This window comes from Isoptericola nanjingensis, from assembly GCF_050311635.1.
GTDB classification, from domain to species: domain Bacteria; phylum Actinomycetota; class Actinomycetes; order Actinomycetales; family Cellulomonadaceae; genus Isoptericola; species Isoptericola nanjingensis.
Window position 1 is genome coordinate 85,618 of record NZ_JBNOZL010000006.1, and the last position, 16,452, is coordinate 102,069.

Annotated in this window: 12 protein-coding genes; all 12 read right to left on the bottom strand. The window is 68.2% G+C overall.

What is annotated here, in order from left to right:
- Positions 1-10: 10 nt before the first annotated feature.
- Positions 11-313 (bottom strand): 50S ribosomal protein L23, encoded by a 303-nt coding sequence (rplW, locus tag ACQP6G_RS13005; protein WP_079572420.1) that lies wholly within the window; start codon positions 311-313, stop codon positions 11-13.
- Positions 310-1,008, bottom strand: a complete 699-nt coding sequence (gene rplD, locus ACQP6G_RS13010; RefSeq protein ID WP_429764766.1) for a 50S ribosomal protein L4 — start codon at positions 1,006-1,008, stop codon at positions 310-312. Before rplD ends, rplW begins: the two co-directional genes overlap by 4 nt.
- A gap of 4 nt (positions 1,009-1,012) precedes the next feature.
- Positions 1,013-1,666, bottom strand: a complete 654-nt coding sequence (rplC, locus tag ACQP6G_RS13015; RefSeq protein ID WP_429764768.1) for a 50S ribosomal protein L3 — start codon at positions 1,664-1,666, stop codon at positions 1,013-1,015.
- Positions 1,667-1,679: 13 nt separating this feature from the next.
- Positions 1,680-1,988, bottom strand: coding sequence for a 30S ribosomal protein S10 (rpsJ, locus tag ACQP6G_RS13020; protein ID WP_013837837.1), 309 nt, complete (start codon positions 1,986-1,988; stop codon positions 1,680-1,682).
- A gap of 497 nt (positions 1,989-2,485) precedes the next feature.
- Complete coding sequence (gene tuf / locus ACQP6G_RS13025) at positions 2,486-3,682, bottom strand: elongation factor Tu (RefSeq protein WP_429764770.1); 1,197 nt, start codon at positions 3,680-3,682, stop codon at positions 2,486-2,488.
- A gap of 129 nt (positions 3,683-3,811) precedes the next feature.
- Entirely contained in the window at positions 3,812-5,914 is a 2,103-nt protein-coding gene (fusA, locus tag ACQP6G_RS13030; protein ID WP_429764772.1) for an elongation factor G, read from the bottom strand.
- 112 nt (positions 5,915-6,026) lie between these two features.
- Positions 6,027-6,497 (bottom strand): 30S ribosomal protein S7, encoded by a 471-nt coding sequence (gene rpsG / locus ACQP6G_RS13035; protein WP_429764774.1) that lies wholly within the window; start codon positions 6,495-6,497, stop codon positions 6,027-6,029.
- A complete protein-coding gene (gene rpsL / locus ACQP6G_RS13040) occupies positions 6,497-6,871 on the bottom strand; it encodes a 30S ribosomal protein S12 (RefSeq protein WP_416342463.1) in 375 nt (124 codons plus the stop codon). Before rpsL ends, rpsG begins: the two co-directional genes overlap by 1 nt.
- 392 nt (positions 6,872-7,263) lie before the next feature.
- Positions 7,264-11,145 carry a DNA-directed RNA polymerase subunit beta' gene (locus ACQP6G_RS13045; RefSeq protein WP_429764776.1) on the bottom strand — a complete coding sequence of 1,294 codons (3,882 nt, stop codon included), beginning with the start codon at positions 11,143-11,145 and terminating at the stop codon, positions 7,264-7,266.
- 56 nt (positions 11,146-11,201) lie between these two features.
- Positions 11,202-14,714 carry a DNA-directed RNA polymerase subunit beta gene (gene rpoB, locus ACQP6G_RS13050; protein WP_429764778.1) on the bottom strand — a complete coding sequence of 1,171 codons (3,513 nt, stop codon included), beginning with the start codon at positions 14,712-14,714 and terminating at the stop codon, positions 11,202-11,204.
- A 476-nt stretch (positions 14,715-15,190) separates the two neighbouring features.
- Positions 15,191-15,583, bottom strand: a complete 393-nt coding sequence (gene rplL, locus ACQP6G_RS13055; RefSeq protein ID WP_429764780.1) for a 50S ribosomal protein L7/L12 — start codon at positions 15,581-15,583, stop codon at positions 15,191-15,193.
- 83 nt (positions 15,584-15,666) lie between these two features.
- Positions 15,667-16,197, bottom strand: coding sequence for a 50S ribosomal protein L10 (rplJ, locus tag ACQP6G_RS13060; RefSeq protein ID WP_429764782.1), 531 nt, complete (start codon positions 16,195-16,197; stop codon positions 15,667-15,669).
- Positions 16,198-16,452: the final 255 nt, after the last annotated feature.

A 16,452-nucleotide genomic window follows, 5' to 3' on the forward strand; every position in this document is an offset into this window, starting at 1 on the left:
TCTCTGCGCCTCAGGAAGCCGGACCGCCGAAGATGTCGATCGTGCCCTCACGGAGGGTCACGATCGCGCGCTTCGTGTCCTTGCGCTTGCCCAGGCCGAAGCGCGTGCGACGCGCCTTGCCCTTGCGGTTGATCGTGTTGACCGAGTCGACCTTGACGCCGAAGACCTGCTCGACCGCGATCTTGATCTCGGTCTTGTTGGCCCGCGGGTCCACGACGAAGGTGTACTTGCCCTCGTCGAGGAGGTTGTAGGACTTCTCGGAGACGACCGGCGCGATCAGGATGTCGCGCGGGTCCTTCGTCACGGCGGTCACTTGGTGGCCTCCTCGGTCTCGGCCGCCTCGGACTCCGTGGCGACAGCCTTCACGCTCTTGCCCGTGGCCGGGCCGGCGAGGAACGCGGCGAGCGCGCCCTCGGTGAAGACGACGTCGTCGGAGACGAGCACGTCGTAGGTGTTGAGCTGGTCCGCGGTCAGCAGGTGGACCTGCTCGACGTTGCGGAGCGACAGGATCGTCAGCTCGTCCGAGCGCTCGGTGACCACGAGGACGTGCGTGCGCTCGGTGAGCGCCGCGATCGTCTTGACGGCGGTCCGGGTCGACGGCGCACCGTCGAGGCCGAAGCCGGAGACCACGTGGACGCGGCCGGCGCGAGCCCGGTCGGAGAGGGCGCCACGGAGCGCGGCGGCCTTCATCTTCTTCGGGGTCCGCTGGTCGTACTTGCGCGGCTGCGGGCCGTGGACGGTGCCACCGCCGGCGAACTGCGGGGCGCGGGTCGAACCCTGACGGGCGCGGCCGGTGCCCTTCTGCTTGTACGGCTTCCTGCCACCACCGCGGACCTCGCCGCGGGTCTTGGTGGCGTGCGTCCCCTGGCGGGCGGCGGCGCGCTGCGCCACGACCACCTGGTGGATCAGCGGGACGTTGGTGACGGTGTCGAACACCTCGGCGGGAAGCTCGGCGGTGCCGGCCTTCTTGCCCTGGGCGTCGAGCACGTCGACGGTCTGGTTGGCCATGGGGTCACGCACCCTTCGCAGCGGTACGCACGACGACGACGCCACCCTTGGGGCCGGGAACCGCGCCCTTGACGAGCAGCAGACCCTTCTCGGCGTCGACCGCGTGGACGGTCAGGTTCTGGACGGTCATGCGCTCGTGGCCCATGCGACCGGCCATCCGCAGACCCTTGAACACGCGCGACGGCGTCGAGGCGCCGCCGATCGAGCCGGCCTTGCGGTGGTTGCGGTGAGCACCGTGGGAGGCGCCGACGCCGGAGAAGCCGTGGCGCTTCATGACACCGGCGGTGCCCTTGCCCTTGGTGGTACCGACGACGTCGACCACGGCACCGGCCTCGAAGGCCTCGGCGGTGATCTCCTGGCCGAGCGTGAACTCGGCGGCGTCCTCGGTGCGGACCTCGGCGACGTGACGACGCGGCGTGACGCCGGCCTTCTCGAAGTGGCCCTTGAGCGGCTTGGTGACCTTGCGCGGGTCGATCTGGCCGGCGGCGAGCTGCACGGCCGCGTAGCCGTCGGCGTCCGCGGAGCGGACCTGCGTCACGACGTTGGTCGGGACGGCCACGACGGTGACGGGGACCAGACGACCGGCGTCGTCCCACAGCTGCGTCATGCCGAGCTTGGTGCCGAGCACCGCGGTCACGTTCTTCTGCTGGTTGGTCATATCTATCCCAGCCTCAGAGCTTGATCTCGATGTTCACGTCGGCAGGCAGGTCGATCCGCATGAGCGAGTCGACGGCCTTCGGCGTGGGATCGATGATGTCGATGAGCCGCTTGTGCGTGCGCATCTCGAAGTGCTCGCGGCTGTCCTTGTACTTGTGAGGCGACCGGATGACGGTGAAGACGTTCTTCTCCGTCGGCAGCGGCACCGGACCCACGACCGTCGCACCAGCGCGCGTCACCGTGTCGACGATCTTGCGCGCCGAGCTGTCGATGACCTCGTGGTCGTAGGACTTGAGCCGGATGCGGATCTTCTGTCCCGCCATGGCGTCGTCTGACTCTCTCTCTCGAACCGCTACTGTCCGACCCCCGCGCTCGGGCGTGTCGCGCTAGGCGACGTACCCGGGCGCACACCGAACCGGCGTGGGGCCGTTGATTGTGGTCCGCGAGGCGGACCACGACGTTTGTCTGGCCTGTCGAGACATGTGTCCCGCGGGGCGCTCTAGCGCGTCGACAGCCGGCAACCCCGCGACCCCTCTCCGGGAGGGGATCCGCTCCAGGCGACGAGGACCGTTCCGGAGATCCGGACCGGCACACGCACCGTGGTGCTACACACTGTTCGACACGAGAAAGAACGCGCCCGTGACAGGCAACCTGAACATCTTGCCACAGGGAGCCCCGTGATTCCAAGCCGGAACGGGGTTCGACCGCTGTGACGCCGGACGCACCGCACCTCGGGGCGGCACGCGCCCGGGCGCGCAGGAGGCCCGGACCCTGTCGGGCCCGGGCCTCCTGCTCAGGCGATCAGCCGAGGATCAGCAGATCACTTGATGATCTTGGTGACCCGGCCGGAGCCGACGGTGCGGCCACCCTCACGGATGGCGAAGCCGAGGCCCTCCTCCATGGCGATCGGCTGGATCAGCGCGACCGTCATCTCGGTGTTGTCGCCGGGCATGACCATCTCGGTGCCCTCGGGCAGCGTGATGACGCCGGTGACGTCGGTGGTGCGGAAGTAGAACTGCGGACGGTAGTTCGAGTAGAACGGGTTGTGACGCCCACCCTCGTCCTTGCCCAGGATGTAGACCTGCGCCTCGAAGTCCGTGTGCGGGGTGATCGAACCCGGCTTCACGACGACCTGGCCGCGCTCGACGTCCTCGCGCTTGATGCCGCGCAGGAGCAGACCGGTGTTGTCGCCGGCCTGAGCCTGGTCCATCTGCTTGTGGAACGTCTCGATACCGGTGACCGTGGTCTTCTGCGGCTCGCGGATACCGACGATCTCGACCTCGGAGTTGACGTCGAGCGTGCCACGCTCCACCTTGCCGGTCACGACGGTGCCGCGGCCGGTGATGGTGAAGACGTCCTCGATCGGCATGAGGAACGGCTTGTCGAGCTCGCGCACGGGGTCGGGGACGTTCTCGTCCACGGCCTCCATGAGCTCCAGGACCCGCTTGGTCCACTCGGGGTCACCCTCGAGGGCCTTGAGGCCGGAGACGCGGACGACGGGCGCGTTGTCGCCGTCGAACTCCTGCGACGACAGCAGCTCGCGGACCTCCATCTCGACGAGCTCGAGGATCTCCTCGTCGTCGACCATGTCGGCCTTGTTGAGCGCGACCAGCAGGTAGGGGACGCCCACCTGGCGGGCCAGCAGCACGTGCTCGCGCGTCTGGGCCATCGGGCCGTCGGTCGCCGCGACCACCAGGATCGCGCCGTCCATCTGGGCGGCACCGGTGATCATGTTCTTGATGTAGTCGGCGTGACCCGGAGCATCGACGTGCGCGTAGTGACGCTTGGGCGTCTCGTACTCGATGTGCGCGATGTTGATCGTGATACCGCGCTGCTTCTCCTCCGGCGCGGCGTCGATCTCGTCGAAGTTGCGCTGCGTGTTCGCCGGCAGGTCGGGGTACGTGTCCGCAAGCGTCTTCGAGATCGCGGCGGTCAGCGTCGTCTTGCCGTGGTCGACGTGCCCGATCGTGCCGATGTTGACGTGCGGCTTGGTCCGCTCGAACTTGGCCTTAGCCACTGGGGTCCTCCTGGGACTTGGGTAGATGTTCCCGAACGTTGCGAGACTCGGCGAGAGAGCCTACATCCCGCGGGGCGACGGGGGTTTCCTACAGGTTGATGGTTGTGCTGGTCGTCGACCTGTGGGGACTCACTCGCCCCGGGTCTTCTTGATGATCTCGTCAGCAACGTTGCGAGGAACCTCGGCGTAGCTGTCGAACTGCATCGAGTACACGGCACGGCCCTGCGTCTTGGAACGCAGGTCACCGATGTACCCGAACATCTCGCTCAACGGTACCTGGGCGCGCACGACCTTGACACCGGTCGCGTCCTCCATGGACTGGATCATCCCACGACGCGAGTTGATGTCGCCGATCACGTCGCCCATGTACTCCTCGGGCGTCCGGACCTCGACGGCCATCACGGGCTCGAGGATGACCGGGTCGGCCCGCTTGATGCCCTCCTTGAAGACCATCGAGCCGGCGATCTTGAACGCCATCTCCGAGGAGTCGACGTCGTGGTAGGCGCCGTCGAGCAGCGTGGCCTTGACCCCCACCACGGGGAACCCGGCCAGCACGCCCTGCTGCATCGCCGACTGGATACCGGCGTCCACGGACGGGATGTACTCGCGCGGGATACGACCACCGGTGACGGCGTTGGCGAACTCGTAGAGCTCGCCCTCCGTCGTCTCGAGCGGCTCGAAGGTCACCTGGACCTTGGCGAACTGGCCCGAGCCACCGGTCTGCTTCTTGTGCGTGTAGTCGATCTTCTCCGCGGTACGGCGGATCGTCTCGCGGTACGCGACCTGCGGCTTGCCGACGTTCGCCTCGACCTTGAACTCGCGACGCATACGGTCGACGAGGATGTCGAGGTGGAGCTCGCCCATGCCGCCGATGACGGTCTGGCCGGTCTCCTCGTCCAGCTTGACGCGGAAGGTCGGGTCCTCCTGGGCGAGCTTCTGGATCGCCGTGGAGAGCTTCTCCTGGTCGGCCTTCGTCTTCGGCTCGATGGCCACGTCGATGACCGGCTCCGGGAAGGTCATCGACTCGAGGATGACCGGGTTCGCCGGGTCGCAGAGCGTGTCACCGGTGGTGACGTCCTTGAGCCCGATGAAGGCGTAGATGTGCCCGGCGTGCGCCTCTTCGACCGGGTTCTCCTTGTTGGAGTGCATCTGGAAGAGCTTCCCGATGCGCTCCTTCTTGCCCTTGGTCGAGTTCTGGACCTGAGCGCCCTGCGCGACCTTGCCCGAGTAGACGCGGACGTAGGTGAGCTTGCCGAAGAACGGGTGCGTGGCGACCTTGAACGCGAGGGCCGAGAACGGCTCCGCCTCGTCCGGACGACGCTCGATGATCTTCTCCGCGTCCTTGACGTCGTGGCCCTGGACGGCCGGGACGTCGAGCGGGGTCGGCAGGTAGTCGATCACGGCGTCGAGCATGGGCTGCACGCCCTTGTTCTTGAACGCCGAGCCGCACAGGACCGGGAAGGCCTCGGACCGGATGACGAGCTTGCGGATGCCGGACTTGATCTCGGCGACCGAGAGCTCCTCGCCACCGAGGAACTTCTCGAGCAGCTCGTCGTCGGCCTCGGCGACGGCCTCGACGAGCTCGGCCCGGTACTGCTCGGCCTTCTCGACGAGGTCGGCCGGGATGTCCTCGACCGCGTACTCCTCACCCATCTTGGTGTCGCCGCGCCAGGTGAGCGCCTTCATCTCGAGCAGGTCGACGACGCCCTCGAAGTCGTTCTCGGCGCCGATCGGCAGCTGGATGACCAGCGGCTTCGCCTTGAGGCGGTTGATGATGGTGTCGACCGTGAAGTAGAAGTCGGCGCCGAGCTTGTCCATCTTGTTGACGAAGCAGATGCGCGGCACGTCGTACTTGTCGGCCTGGCGCCACACGGTCTCCGACTGGGGCTCCACGCCCTCCTTGCCGTCGAACACCGCGACGGCACCGTCGAGCACGCGCAGCGAGCGCTCGACCTCGACGGTGAAGTCCACGTGACCCGGGGTGTCGATGATGTTGATCTGGTTGTTCTTCCAGTAGCAGGTCGTCGCGGCGGACGTGATCGTGATGCCGCGCTCCTGCTCCTGCTCCATCCAGTCCATCGTCGACGCACCGTCGTGCGTCTCACCGATCTTGTAGTTCACACCGGTGTAGAACAGGATGCGCTCGGTGGTGGTGGTCTTGCCGGCATCGATGTGGGCCATGATGCCGATGTTGCGGACCTTGTTCAGGTCGGTCAGCACGTCGAGTGCCACGGTGTCTTACCCCTTGTCGGTGGAAGGTCGGAAGCCGGGCCGGAGGGCCGGCTGCCGGCCGGTTCCGGATCCTCGGACGGCCCCGGGGGTCACCCGGGGCCGTCCGTGCGCATCACCAGCGGTAGTGCGCGAAGGCCTTGTTCGAGTCGGCCATCTTGTGCATGTCCTCGCGGCGCTTCACGGCGGCACCGAGGCCGTTGGAGGCGTCGAGGATCTCGTTCATGAGGCGCTCGGTCATCGTCTTCTCGCGGCGGGCGCGCGAGAAGTCCGTGAGCCAGCGCAGCGCGAGCGTCGTGGAACGCACGGGGCGCACCTCGACCGGCACCTGGTAGGTGGCGCCACCGACACGGCGGGAGCGGACCTCGAGGGCCGGGCGGACGTTCTCCAGCGCGCGCTTGAGCACGACGACCGGGTCCTGGTCCGTCTTGGCACGGACGCCCTCGAGGGCGCCGTAGACGATCGCCTCGGCGGTGGACTTCTTGCCGTCGAGCAGGACCTTGTTGATCAGCTGCGTGACGACGGGCGACCCGTAGACGGGGTCGACGATGAGCGGCCGCTTGGGGGCCGGACCCTTGCGAGGCATCAGGCCTTCTCCTTCTTCGCGCCGTACTTGCTGCGGGCCTGCTTGCGGTTCTTCACGCCCTGCGTGTCGAGCGCGCCGCGCACGATCTTGTAGCGGACACCCGGGAGGTCCTTCACACGGCCGCCGCGGACGAGCACGATCGAGTGCTCCTGCAGGTTGTGGCCGACACCGGGGATGTACGCCGTGACCTCGGTACCCGAGGACAGCTTGACGCGCGCGACCTTGCGGAGCGCGGAGTTCGGCTTCTTGGGGGTGGTGGTGTACACGCGGGTGCACACGCCGCGCCGCTGGGGCGAGTCCTTGAGGGCCGGCGTCTTCGACGCCACGGCCTTCGTGGACCGGCCCTTGCGGACGAGCTGCTGGATCGTAGGCACTACGTCTCCGTCGTCTTCTCGAGCTCACGAGGGCCGGGCGGCCCTCGACGGTGGTCTGTCTGGCTGGTGCGTGCCGATCGCATGCGGCACCCGCGGCCCTCACGGACCGCAACGCCACTTACCACCGGCTCGATGGCCCGGATCAGCTCAGCTCCCCCGCCCTCACGGACGGTCCGAGCGATCTTCCCGGGGTACCTGTGCGCTCAGGACGGCGACGCCTCCGGCAGCCGGCCCGAGCGAGAACGTTCTGGGCTGACAGCGGGATGCGCGCGCGACGGCACGGGCACGGCTTCCAAGGCTACCCGCGGAAGCAAGCGGGGTCAAAGGATCGGGAGGGACGCACGCTGTGACGTGCGCCCCTCCCGGACTACCTCGTGGTCAGGATCAGCGGACTAGCGGAAGTCGCCGAAGTCCAGGTCCTCCAGCGGGATCGCCTCGCCCGAGCCCATGCCGAGCGTCGGGAAGTCGATCTCGTCGTAGCCGAAGCTCGGGTAGAGCTCGGCCTTGGCCTGCTCGGTCGGCTCGACCTCGATGTTCCGGTAGCGGGGCAGACCCGTGCCGGCGGGGATGAGCTTACCGAGGATGACGTTCTCCTTGAGGCCCAGCAGCGGGTCACGACGACCGCTCATCGCCGCCTCGGTCAGCACGCGGGTCGTCTCCTGGAAGGAGGCGGCCGAGAGCCACGAGTCGGTGGCGAGCGACGCCTTCGTGATGCCCATGAGCTCCGGACGGCCAGAGGCCGGCTGGCCACCCTCCGCCACGGCCCGACGGTTCGCGTCCTCGAAGCGGACGCGCTCCGCCAGCTCGCCCGGCAGCAGGTGCGAGTCACCCGAGTCGAGCACGGTCACGCGACGGAGCATCTGCCGCACGATGACCTCGATGTGCTTGTCGTGGATGTCCACGCCCTGCGAGCGGTAGGTCTCCTGGACCTCGTCCACCAGGTGCTTCTGCGTGGCACGCGGGCCGAGGATGCGCAGCACCTTCTTCGGGTCGACGGCGCCCTGGACCAGCTGGGTGCCGACCTGGACCTGCTCGCCGTCGGCGATCAGGAGGCGGGCACGCTTGGTCACCGGGTAGCGGATCTCCTCGCCGCCGTCGGCCGGCGTGAGGACCAGGTGGCGCGTGCGCTCCGTGTCCTCGATCGCCACGGTGCCGGTGTACTCCGCGATCGGGGCCTCACCCTTGGGGGTGCGGGCCTCGAACAGCTCGGTGACACGGGGCAGACCCTGCGTGATGTCCTCCGCGGAGGCGACACCACCGGTGTGGAAGGTACGCATCGTCAGCTGCGTGCCCGGCTCACCGATCGACTGCGCCGCGATGATGCCGACGGCCTCGCCGATGTCCACCAGCTTCCCGGTGGCCAGGGAGCGGCCGTAGCACTTGGCGCAGGTGCCGACTCGCGACTCGCAGGTCAGCACGGACCGGACCTTGACGTTCTCGATGCCGGCGGCGATCACCTTGTCGATGATCACGTCGCCCGCGTCCGAGCCCGCCTCGGCCACGACGTTGCCGTCCGCGTCCACGACGTCCGTCGCGAACGTGCGCGAGTAGATGCTCGTCTCGACGCGCGGGTGCGGCACCAGCACGTCGCCGATGCGCTCGGCGACGGGCAGCGTGAGGCCGCGCTCGGTGCCGCAGTCCTCCTCGCGGATGATGACGTCCTGCGACACGTCGACCAGACGACGGGTCAGGTAGCCGGAGTCCGCGGTACGCAGCGCCGTGTCGGCCAGACCCTTGCGGGCACCGTGCGAGGCGATGAAGTACTCGAGGACGGACAGGCCCTCGCGGTAGTTGGACTTGATCGGGCGCGGGATGATCTCGCCCTTCGGGTTCGCCACGAGGCCGCGCATACCGGCGATCTGACGGACCTGCATCCAGTTACCACGGGCGCCCGAGGACACCATGCGGTACAGCGTGTTCCGCGAGTTGCTCTCGAGGTTCTCGCGCATGACCGACGCGATCTTGTCGGTGGCCTGGGTCCAGATCTCGATGAGCTCCTGACGGCGCTCGTCGTCGGTGATCAGACCCTTGTCGAACTGGTCCTGGACCTTCAGCGCACGCTGCTCGTGCTCGTCCAGGATGTCGTTCTTGACCTCCGGCATCGCGACGTCGGAGATCGCGATCGTGACGCCCGAGCGCGTGGCCCAGCGGTAGCCGGCGTCCTTCAGCGCGTCGAGCGACGTCGCGACGTCGACCTTCGGGTAGCGCTCCGCCAGGTCGTTGACGATCGTCGAGAGCTCCTTCTTGCCGACGACGCCGTTCTGGAACGGGTAGTCGATCGGGAGCGCCTCGTTGAAGATCGTGCGGCCCAGGGTGGTCTCGAACAGCAGCGGCTGCCCGGGCTCCCAGCCCTCGGGGGCCTCGAAGCCGCTGGTCGGCGGAACGAGGTCCGACATCCGCAGCTTGATCGTGGCGTTGAGGTCCAGCGCGCCGCGGTCGAGGGCCATGATCGCCTCGGCCTGCGAGGAGAAGACCCGCCCCTCCCCCGTCGCGCCGGGGCGGTCCGAGGTGAGGTGGTGCAGACCGATGATCATGTCCTGCGAGGGCATGGTCACCGGACGGCCGTCCGACGGCTTGAGGATGTTGTTACTCGAGAGCATGAGGATGCGGGCCTCGGCCTGCGCCTCGGCGCTCAGGGGCAGGTGGACCGCCATCTGGTCACCGTCGAAGTCCGCGTTGAACGCGGCGCACACGAGCGGGTGCAGGTGGATGGCCTTGCCCTCGACGAGCTGCGGCTCGAAGGCCTGGATGCCCAGGCGGTGCAGGGTGGGGGCACGGTTCAGCAGCACCGGGTGCTCCTGGATGACCTCCTCCAGCACGTCCCAGACCTCGCCGCGGGTGCGCTCGACCATGCGCTTCGCGCTCTTGATGTTCTGCGCGTGGTTGAGCTCGACGAGCCGCTTCATGACGAACGGCTTGAACAGCTCGAGCGCCATCTGCTTGGGCAGGCCGCACTGGTGCAGCTTGAGCTGCGGGCCGACCACGATGACCGAACGGCCCGAGTAGTCGACGCGCTTGCCGAGCAGGTTCTGGCGGAACCGACCCTGCTTGCCCTTGAGCATGTCGGAGATCGACTTCAGCGGGCGGTTGCCCGGCCCCGTGACCGGGCGGCCGCGGCGACCGTTGTCGAACAGCGAGTCCACGGCCTCCTGGAGCATCCGCTTCTCGTTGTTGACGATGATCTCCGGCGCACCCAGGTCGAGCAGGCGCTTGAGCCGGTTGTTGCGGTTGATCACGCGGCGGTACAGGTCGTTGAGGTCCGACGTCGCGAAGCGGCCACCGTCGAGCTGCACCATCGGGCGCAGGTCCGGCGGGATGACCGGGACGGCGTCGAGCACCATCGCCGTGGGCGAGTTGGTCGTCGTGAGGAACGCGTTGACGACCTTCAGGCGCTTGAGCGCGCGCGTCTTGCGCTGGCCCTTGCCCGTCCGGATGGTCTCGCGCAGCGACTGGGCCTCGGCCTCCAGGTCGAAGCTCTCGAGGCGCTTCTGGATCGCCGCGGCGCCCATCGAGCCCTCGAAGTACGTGCCGTAGCGGTCGACGAGCTGGCGGTACAGCATCTCGTCGCCCTCGAGGTCCGCGACCTTGAGGTTCTTGAACCGGTCCCAGACCTGCTCGAGGCGGTCGAGCTCCTGGTCGGCACGCTTGCGCAGCTGCGCCATCTCGCGCTCGGCGGAGTCGCGCACCTTGCGGCGCGCGTCGGCCTTGGCGCCCTCGGCCTCCAGCTCGGCCAGGTCGGCCTCGAGCTTGGCGGCACGGGTGTTGATGTCGTTGTCGCGGCGGTCCGAGATCTCCTTCTTCTCCAGGTCGATCTCGTTCTGGAGGTTCGGGAGGTCCTCGTGGCGGGCCTCGTCGTCGACCCACGTGACCATGTAGGCCGCGAAGTAGATGACCTTCTCCAGGTCCTTCGGGGCCAGGTCGAGCAGGTAGCCGAGGCGCGACGGCACACCCTTGAAGAACCAGATGTGCGTGACCGGGGCGGCGAGCTCGATGTGGCCCATGCGCTCACGGCGCACCTTCGAGCGCGTCACCTCGACGCCGCAGCGCTCGCAGATGATGCCCTTGAAGCGCACGCGCTTGTACTTGCCGCAGTAGCACTCCCAGTCCCGGGTGGGGCCGAAGATCTTCTCGCAGAAGAGCCCGTCCTTCTCCGGCTTCAGGGTGCGGTAGTTGATGGTCTCGGGCTTCTTGACCTCTCCGTGCGACCAGGCACGGATGTCGTCGGCCGTGGCCAGGCCGATACGCAGCTCGTCGAAGACGTTGACGTCGAGCAAGATGTCCTACTTCCTCAAAGCTTTCGAATGTCCGTGGAGTTCAGCTGGTCGCTGGATCAGATCTCGTCGACCGTGGCAGCCGAGTTGGGGCGGCGCGACAGATCGATGCCCAGCTCCTCCGCGGCGCGGTACACCTCGTCGTCGGACTCCTTCATCTCGATGGAGGTCCCGTCGCTCGAGAGCACCTCGACGTTCAGGCACAGCGACTGCATCTCCTTGAGGAGCACCTTGAAGGACTCCGGGATGCCCGAGTCGGGGATGTTCTCGCCCTTGACGATCGCCTCGTAGACCTTCACGCGGCCCGGGACGTCGTCGGACTTGATGGTGAGCAGCTCCTGCAGCGTGTAGGCCGCGCCGTACGCCTCGAGGGCCCACACCTCCATCTCGCCGAAGCGCTGGCCGCCGAACTGCGCCTTACCACCCAGCGGCTGCTGCGTGATCATCGAGTACGGGCCGGTCGAGCGCGCGTGGATCTTGTCGTCGACCAGGTGGTGGAGCTTGAGGATGTACATGTAGCCCACCGACACCGGGTCCGGGAACGGCTCGCCGGAGCGGCCGTCGAAGAGCCGGGCCTTGCCGTCGGTCGCGACCATGCGGTCGCCGTCGCGGTTCGGCAGCGTCGTGGAGAGCAGGCCGCGCAGGCCGGACTCCTCGAGGCCGTCGAACACCGGCGTCGCCACCGGCGTCCCCGGCTCCGACTTCGACGCGACCTCGGGCAGGGTCTCCTTCCAGGAGAGGTCCTTGCCCTCGGCCAGCTCGATGTCCCAGCCACGGCTCGCGACCCACCCGAGGTGCGTCTCGAGGACCTGGCCGACGTTCATGCGGCCGGGCACGCCCAGCGGGTTGAGGATGACGTCGACCGGCGTCCCGTCGGGGAGGAACGGCATGTCCTCCTGCGGCAGGATCTTCGAGATGACGCCCTTGTTGCCGTGACGGCCGGCGAGCTTGTCGCCGACGGTGATCTTGCGGCGCTGGGCGATGTAGACACGGACCAGCTGGTTCACGCCGGCGGGCAGCTCGTCGCCGTCCTCGCGGTTGAACTCGCGGACGCCGATGACCGTGCCCTGCTCGCCGTGAGGCACCTTGAGGGACGTGTCGCGCACCTCGCGGGCCTTCTCACCGAAGATGGCGCGCAGCAGGCGCTCCTCCGGGGTGAGCTCGGTCTCGCCCTTCGGCGTGACCTTGCCGACCAGCACGTCGCCCGCGCCGACCTCGGCACCGATGCGGATGACACCGCGCTCGTCGAGGTCCGCCAGGACGTCCTCGGAGACGTTCGGGATGTCCCGCGTGATCTCCTCGGGCCCGAGCTTGGTGTCGCGGGCGTCGACCTCGTGCTCCTCGATGTGGATCGAGGACAGGACGTCGTCCTCCACGAGGCGCTGCGACAGGATGATCGCGTCCTCGTAGTTGTGGCCCTCCCACGACATGAACGCGACGAGCAGGTTGCGGCCGAGCGCGAGGTCGCCCTCGTCGGTCGCCGGGCCGTCGGCCAGCACGGAGCCGACCTCGACCCGCTGGCCCTCGTCCACGAGCACGCGCTGGTTGTAGCTGGTGCCCTGGTTCGAGCGGCGGAACTTCGCCGCGCGGTAGGAGCCCGTGGTGCCGTCGTCGTTCGCGACGAGGACCAGGTCCGCGGACACCTCGGTGACCACGCCGGGCTTGGTCGCCACGATGACGTCGCCGGCGTCGACCGCCGCACGACGCTCCATGCCGGTGCCGACCAGCGGCGCCTCGGAGCGCACCAGCGGCACGGCCTGGCGCTGCATGTTGGCGCCCATGAGCGCGCGGTTCGCGTCGTCGTGCTCGAGGAACGGGATGAGCGCCGTCGCGACGGACACCATCTGGCGCGGCGAGACGTCCATGTAGTCGATCTCGGCCGGCGGCAGGTCGTCGGTCTCGCCGCCCTTGGTGCGCACCAGGACGCGGTCGTTGAGGAACGTGCCGTCGACGGCGAGCTCGGTGTTCGCCTGGGCGATGATGTGCCGGTCCTCGTCGTCGGCGGTCAGGTAGACGATCTCGTCCGTGACCTTGCCGTCGGTGACCTTGCGGTACGGCGTCTCGATGAAGCCGAACGGGTTGATGCGACCGAACGACGCGAGCGAGCCGATGAGGCCGATGTTCGGGCCCTCAGGGGTCTCGATCGGGCACATGCGGCCGTAGTGCGACGGGTGGACGTCACGGACCTCCATGCCGGCGCGGTCGCGGGACAGACCACCCGGGCCGAGGGCGTTCAGACGACGCTTGTGCGTCAGGCCCGCGAGCGGGTTGTTCTGGTCCATGAACTGCGACAGCTGCGAGGTGCCGAAGAACTCGCGGATCGACGCGACCACGGGGCGGATGTTGATCAGCGTCTGCGGCGTGATCGCCTCGACGTCCTGCGTCGTCATGCGCTCACGGACCACGCGCTCCATGCGGGACAGGCCCGTGCGCACCTGGTTCTGGATGAGCTCGCCGACGGCGCGGATCCGCCGGTTGCCGAAGTGGTCGATGTCGTCGGTCTCGACGCGGACCTCGGTGGGCTGGCCGTCGCGGGTGCCGGGGATGGTCTCCAGGTCGGCGTGCAGCGCGGCCAGGTACTTGATCGTCGCGACGACGTCGGTCACGGACAGCGTCGAGTCCGCGAGCGGCGCGTCGACGCCCAGCTTCTTGCTGATCTTGTAGCGACCGACCTTCGCGAGGTCGTAGCGCTTCGGGTTGAAGTAGAAGTTCTCGAGCAGCGCGCGACCGGCCTCGACCGTGGGCGGCTCGCCCGGACGGATCTTGCGGTACAGGTCGACCAGGGCCTCGTCCTGGGTGTGGACGTGGTCCTTCTCGAGGGTGTCGAGCACGGACGGGAAGTTCGCGAACTCCTCGCGGATCTCCGCCTCCGTGAGGCCGAGGGCCTTCAGCAGGACGGTGACGGGCTGCTTGCGCTTGCGGTCGACGCGCACGCCGACGGCGTCGCGCTTGTCGATCTCGAACTCGAGCCAGGCGCCGCGCGACGGGATGACCTTCGCCGAGAAGACGTCCTTGTCGCTCGTCTTGTCGGGGGTGCGCTCGAAGTAGACGCCCGGGGAACGGACCAGCTGCGAGACGACGACGCGCTCGGTGCCGTTGATGATGAACGTGCCACGCGCGGTCATGAGCGGGAAGTCGCCCATGAACACCGTCTGGCTCTTGATCTCACCGGTCGTGTAGTTCACGAACTCGGCCGTCACGAACAGCGGGGCGGCGAAGGTGAAGTCCTTCTCCTTGCACTCGTCCGCGGTGTACTTCGGCGGCTCGAAGCGGTGGTTCGAGAAGGAGAGGGACATCGACTGACCGAAGTCCTCGATCGGCGAGATCTCCTCGAAGATCTCCTCGAGGCCCGACGTCGCGGGGACGTCGGACCGGCCGGCGGCGGTGGCCGCCTCGACCCGGGCCTGCCAGGCGGGGCTGCCGAGGAGCCAGTCGAAGCTCTCGGTCTGCAGCCCGAGGAGGTCGGGGACCTCGAGCGGCTCGTAGATCTTGGCGAAGGAGACGCGGCGGGAAGCGGTGCGGTTCGCGATGGCGTCGGCGGACGGAACAGAAGGGGTGCGCGAGGCAGCCAAGAGGGGTCCTTCCCTGCAGTTCGATGGCACGCTGTACGCTCTGCGAGGGCTGGAGGCGCCGGACCGCGGGAGTGGACCGCCCCAGGGGTCACGAAGACGTGATCACGGAGGGCGGGGCATCGTCGGCGGGGAGGCGTCGGGGCACAAGCGAGCGCAAAGCGCTAGCGTAGCCAGAACTTCATCGTTTGTCCAACTCGCGCGGGCACACGAGCGGACGCCCTCGGTTCTGGGTCTTGAGGACGTTGTCTCGGTGGCCGCCATATGCCGCCCAAGAAACGGTTGTCGGACCAGCCTAACCCGTGGTAGGCGGCCACGGCCAGGCGCCGGCGCGCGACGTCGGTCACGACACGACACCTCCACAACCGGCCCGCTCCCCCGCGGCGTCCTGCCGGCCCACCGTCCGCACGCAGCGAGGCCCGCACCCCCCGAAGGGGATGCGGGCCTCGCGGAAGCGATGCGCGGCTAGGCCGCGGCGATCACTTGAGGGTGACGGTGGCGCCGGCGCCCTCGAGGGCAGCCTTGGCCTTCTCGGCCGTCTCCTTGTTCGCGGCCTCCAGGACCGGCTTCGGGGCGCCGTCCACGAGGTCCTTGGCCTCCTTCAGGCCGAGGGACGTGAGCGCGCGCACCTCCTTGATGACCTGGATCTTCTTGTCGCCGGCGGCCTCGAGGATGACGTCGAACTCGTCCTTCTCCTCGGCGGCCTCGGCGCCACCGGCACCGCCGGCGGCGGGGGCGGCGACCGCGACGGCGGCGGGAGCGGCGGCGGTGACCTCGAACTTGTCCTCGAAAGCCTTCACGAACTCGTTGAGCTCGATGAGCGTGAGCTCCTCGAAGGCGGCCAGGAGCTCGTCGGTGCTGAGCTTCGCCATGATGGCGTTCCTTTCGGTTGGTGCGTCCTGGGGCGTACGGCCCCGCAGAAGCAAGGGAGGGGGTTGTGCTTGCCGCACCGCCGTCAGGCGGCAGCGGCCTCCGATTCCTGCTTCTGACGCAGGGCATCGATGACGCGAGCGGCCTGGGCCGGCTTCGCGCTGAAGGCGTAGGCAGCCTGGAAGAGCTTGGCCTTCATCGCGCCGGCCGTCTTGGCCAGCAGGACCTCGCGGGACTCGAGGTCCGCGAGCTTGGTGACCTCTGCAGCGGTCAGCGGCTTCCCGTCGAGGACACCGCCCTTGATGACCAGTGCAGGGTTCGCCTTGGCGAAGTCACGCAGACCCTTGGCGGCCTCGACCGGGTCGCCGGTCACGAACGCGATCGCGGACGGACCCTTGAGGTCGGCCTCGAACGCGTCGATCCCGGCCTCCTTGGCCGCGATGGACGTCAGCGTGTTCTTCACCACGGCGTAGGTTGCGTTGCCGCTGAGCGACCGACGCAGCTCCTTGAGCTGTGCGACGGTGAGCCCGCGGTACTCGGTCAGCACGGCCGCGTTCGCGTCACGGAACTTGTCCGCGACCTCCGCGACAGCGGCTGCCTTGTCCGGCCTCGCCATGGCAATCCTTCCGGTGGTGGTGCCACCGGTACCTGCAAGAGAAAGAGCCCCGGCGCAGGTGCGCACGGGGCTCGGAGCTCACAGCCAGGCTGTGTGATCGTCGTCGTGTCACCTACGCAGGCCCCCGCTCTCACGGGACTTCGGTCTTCGGCTTGCTGGGGCGAGCCCGGGCAGCGTCGGACGACCGGCGGTCTTGGGTTACCCGAGAACTGTACACGACGACGGGCGGCGGTTCGGCACACTCGTGCCGAACCG

What these genes read in the sequence shown, in the direction of transcription:
- rpsJ (WP_013837837.1), bottom strand. Translation starts at nt 1,988, where the DNA reads ATGGCGGGACAGAAGATCCGCATCCGGCTCAAGTCCTACGACCACGAG.
- rplD (WP_429764766.1), bottom strand. Translation starts at nt 1,008, where the DNA reads ATGGCCAACCAGACCGTCGACGTGCTCGACGCCCAGGGCAAGAAGGCC.
- rplL (WP_429764780.1), bottom strand. Translation starts at nt 15,583, where the DNA reads ATGGCGAAGCTCAGCACCGACGAGCTCCTGGCCGCCTTCGAGGAGCTC.
- rplC (WP_429764768.1), bottom strand. Translation starts at nt 1,666, where the DNA reads ATGACCAACCAGCAGAAGAACGTGACCGCGGTGCTCGGCACCAAGCTC.
- rplJ (WP_429764782.1), bottom strand. Translation starts at nt 16,197, where the DNA reads ATGGCGAGGCCGGACAAGGCAGCCGCTGTCGCGGAGGTCGCGGACAAG.
- rpsG (WP_429764774.1), bottom strand. Translation starts at nt 6,497, where the DNA reads ATGCCTCGCAAGGGTCCGGCCCCCAAGCGGCCGCTCATCGTCGACCCC.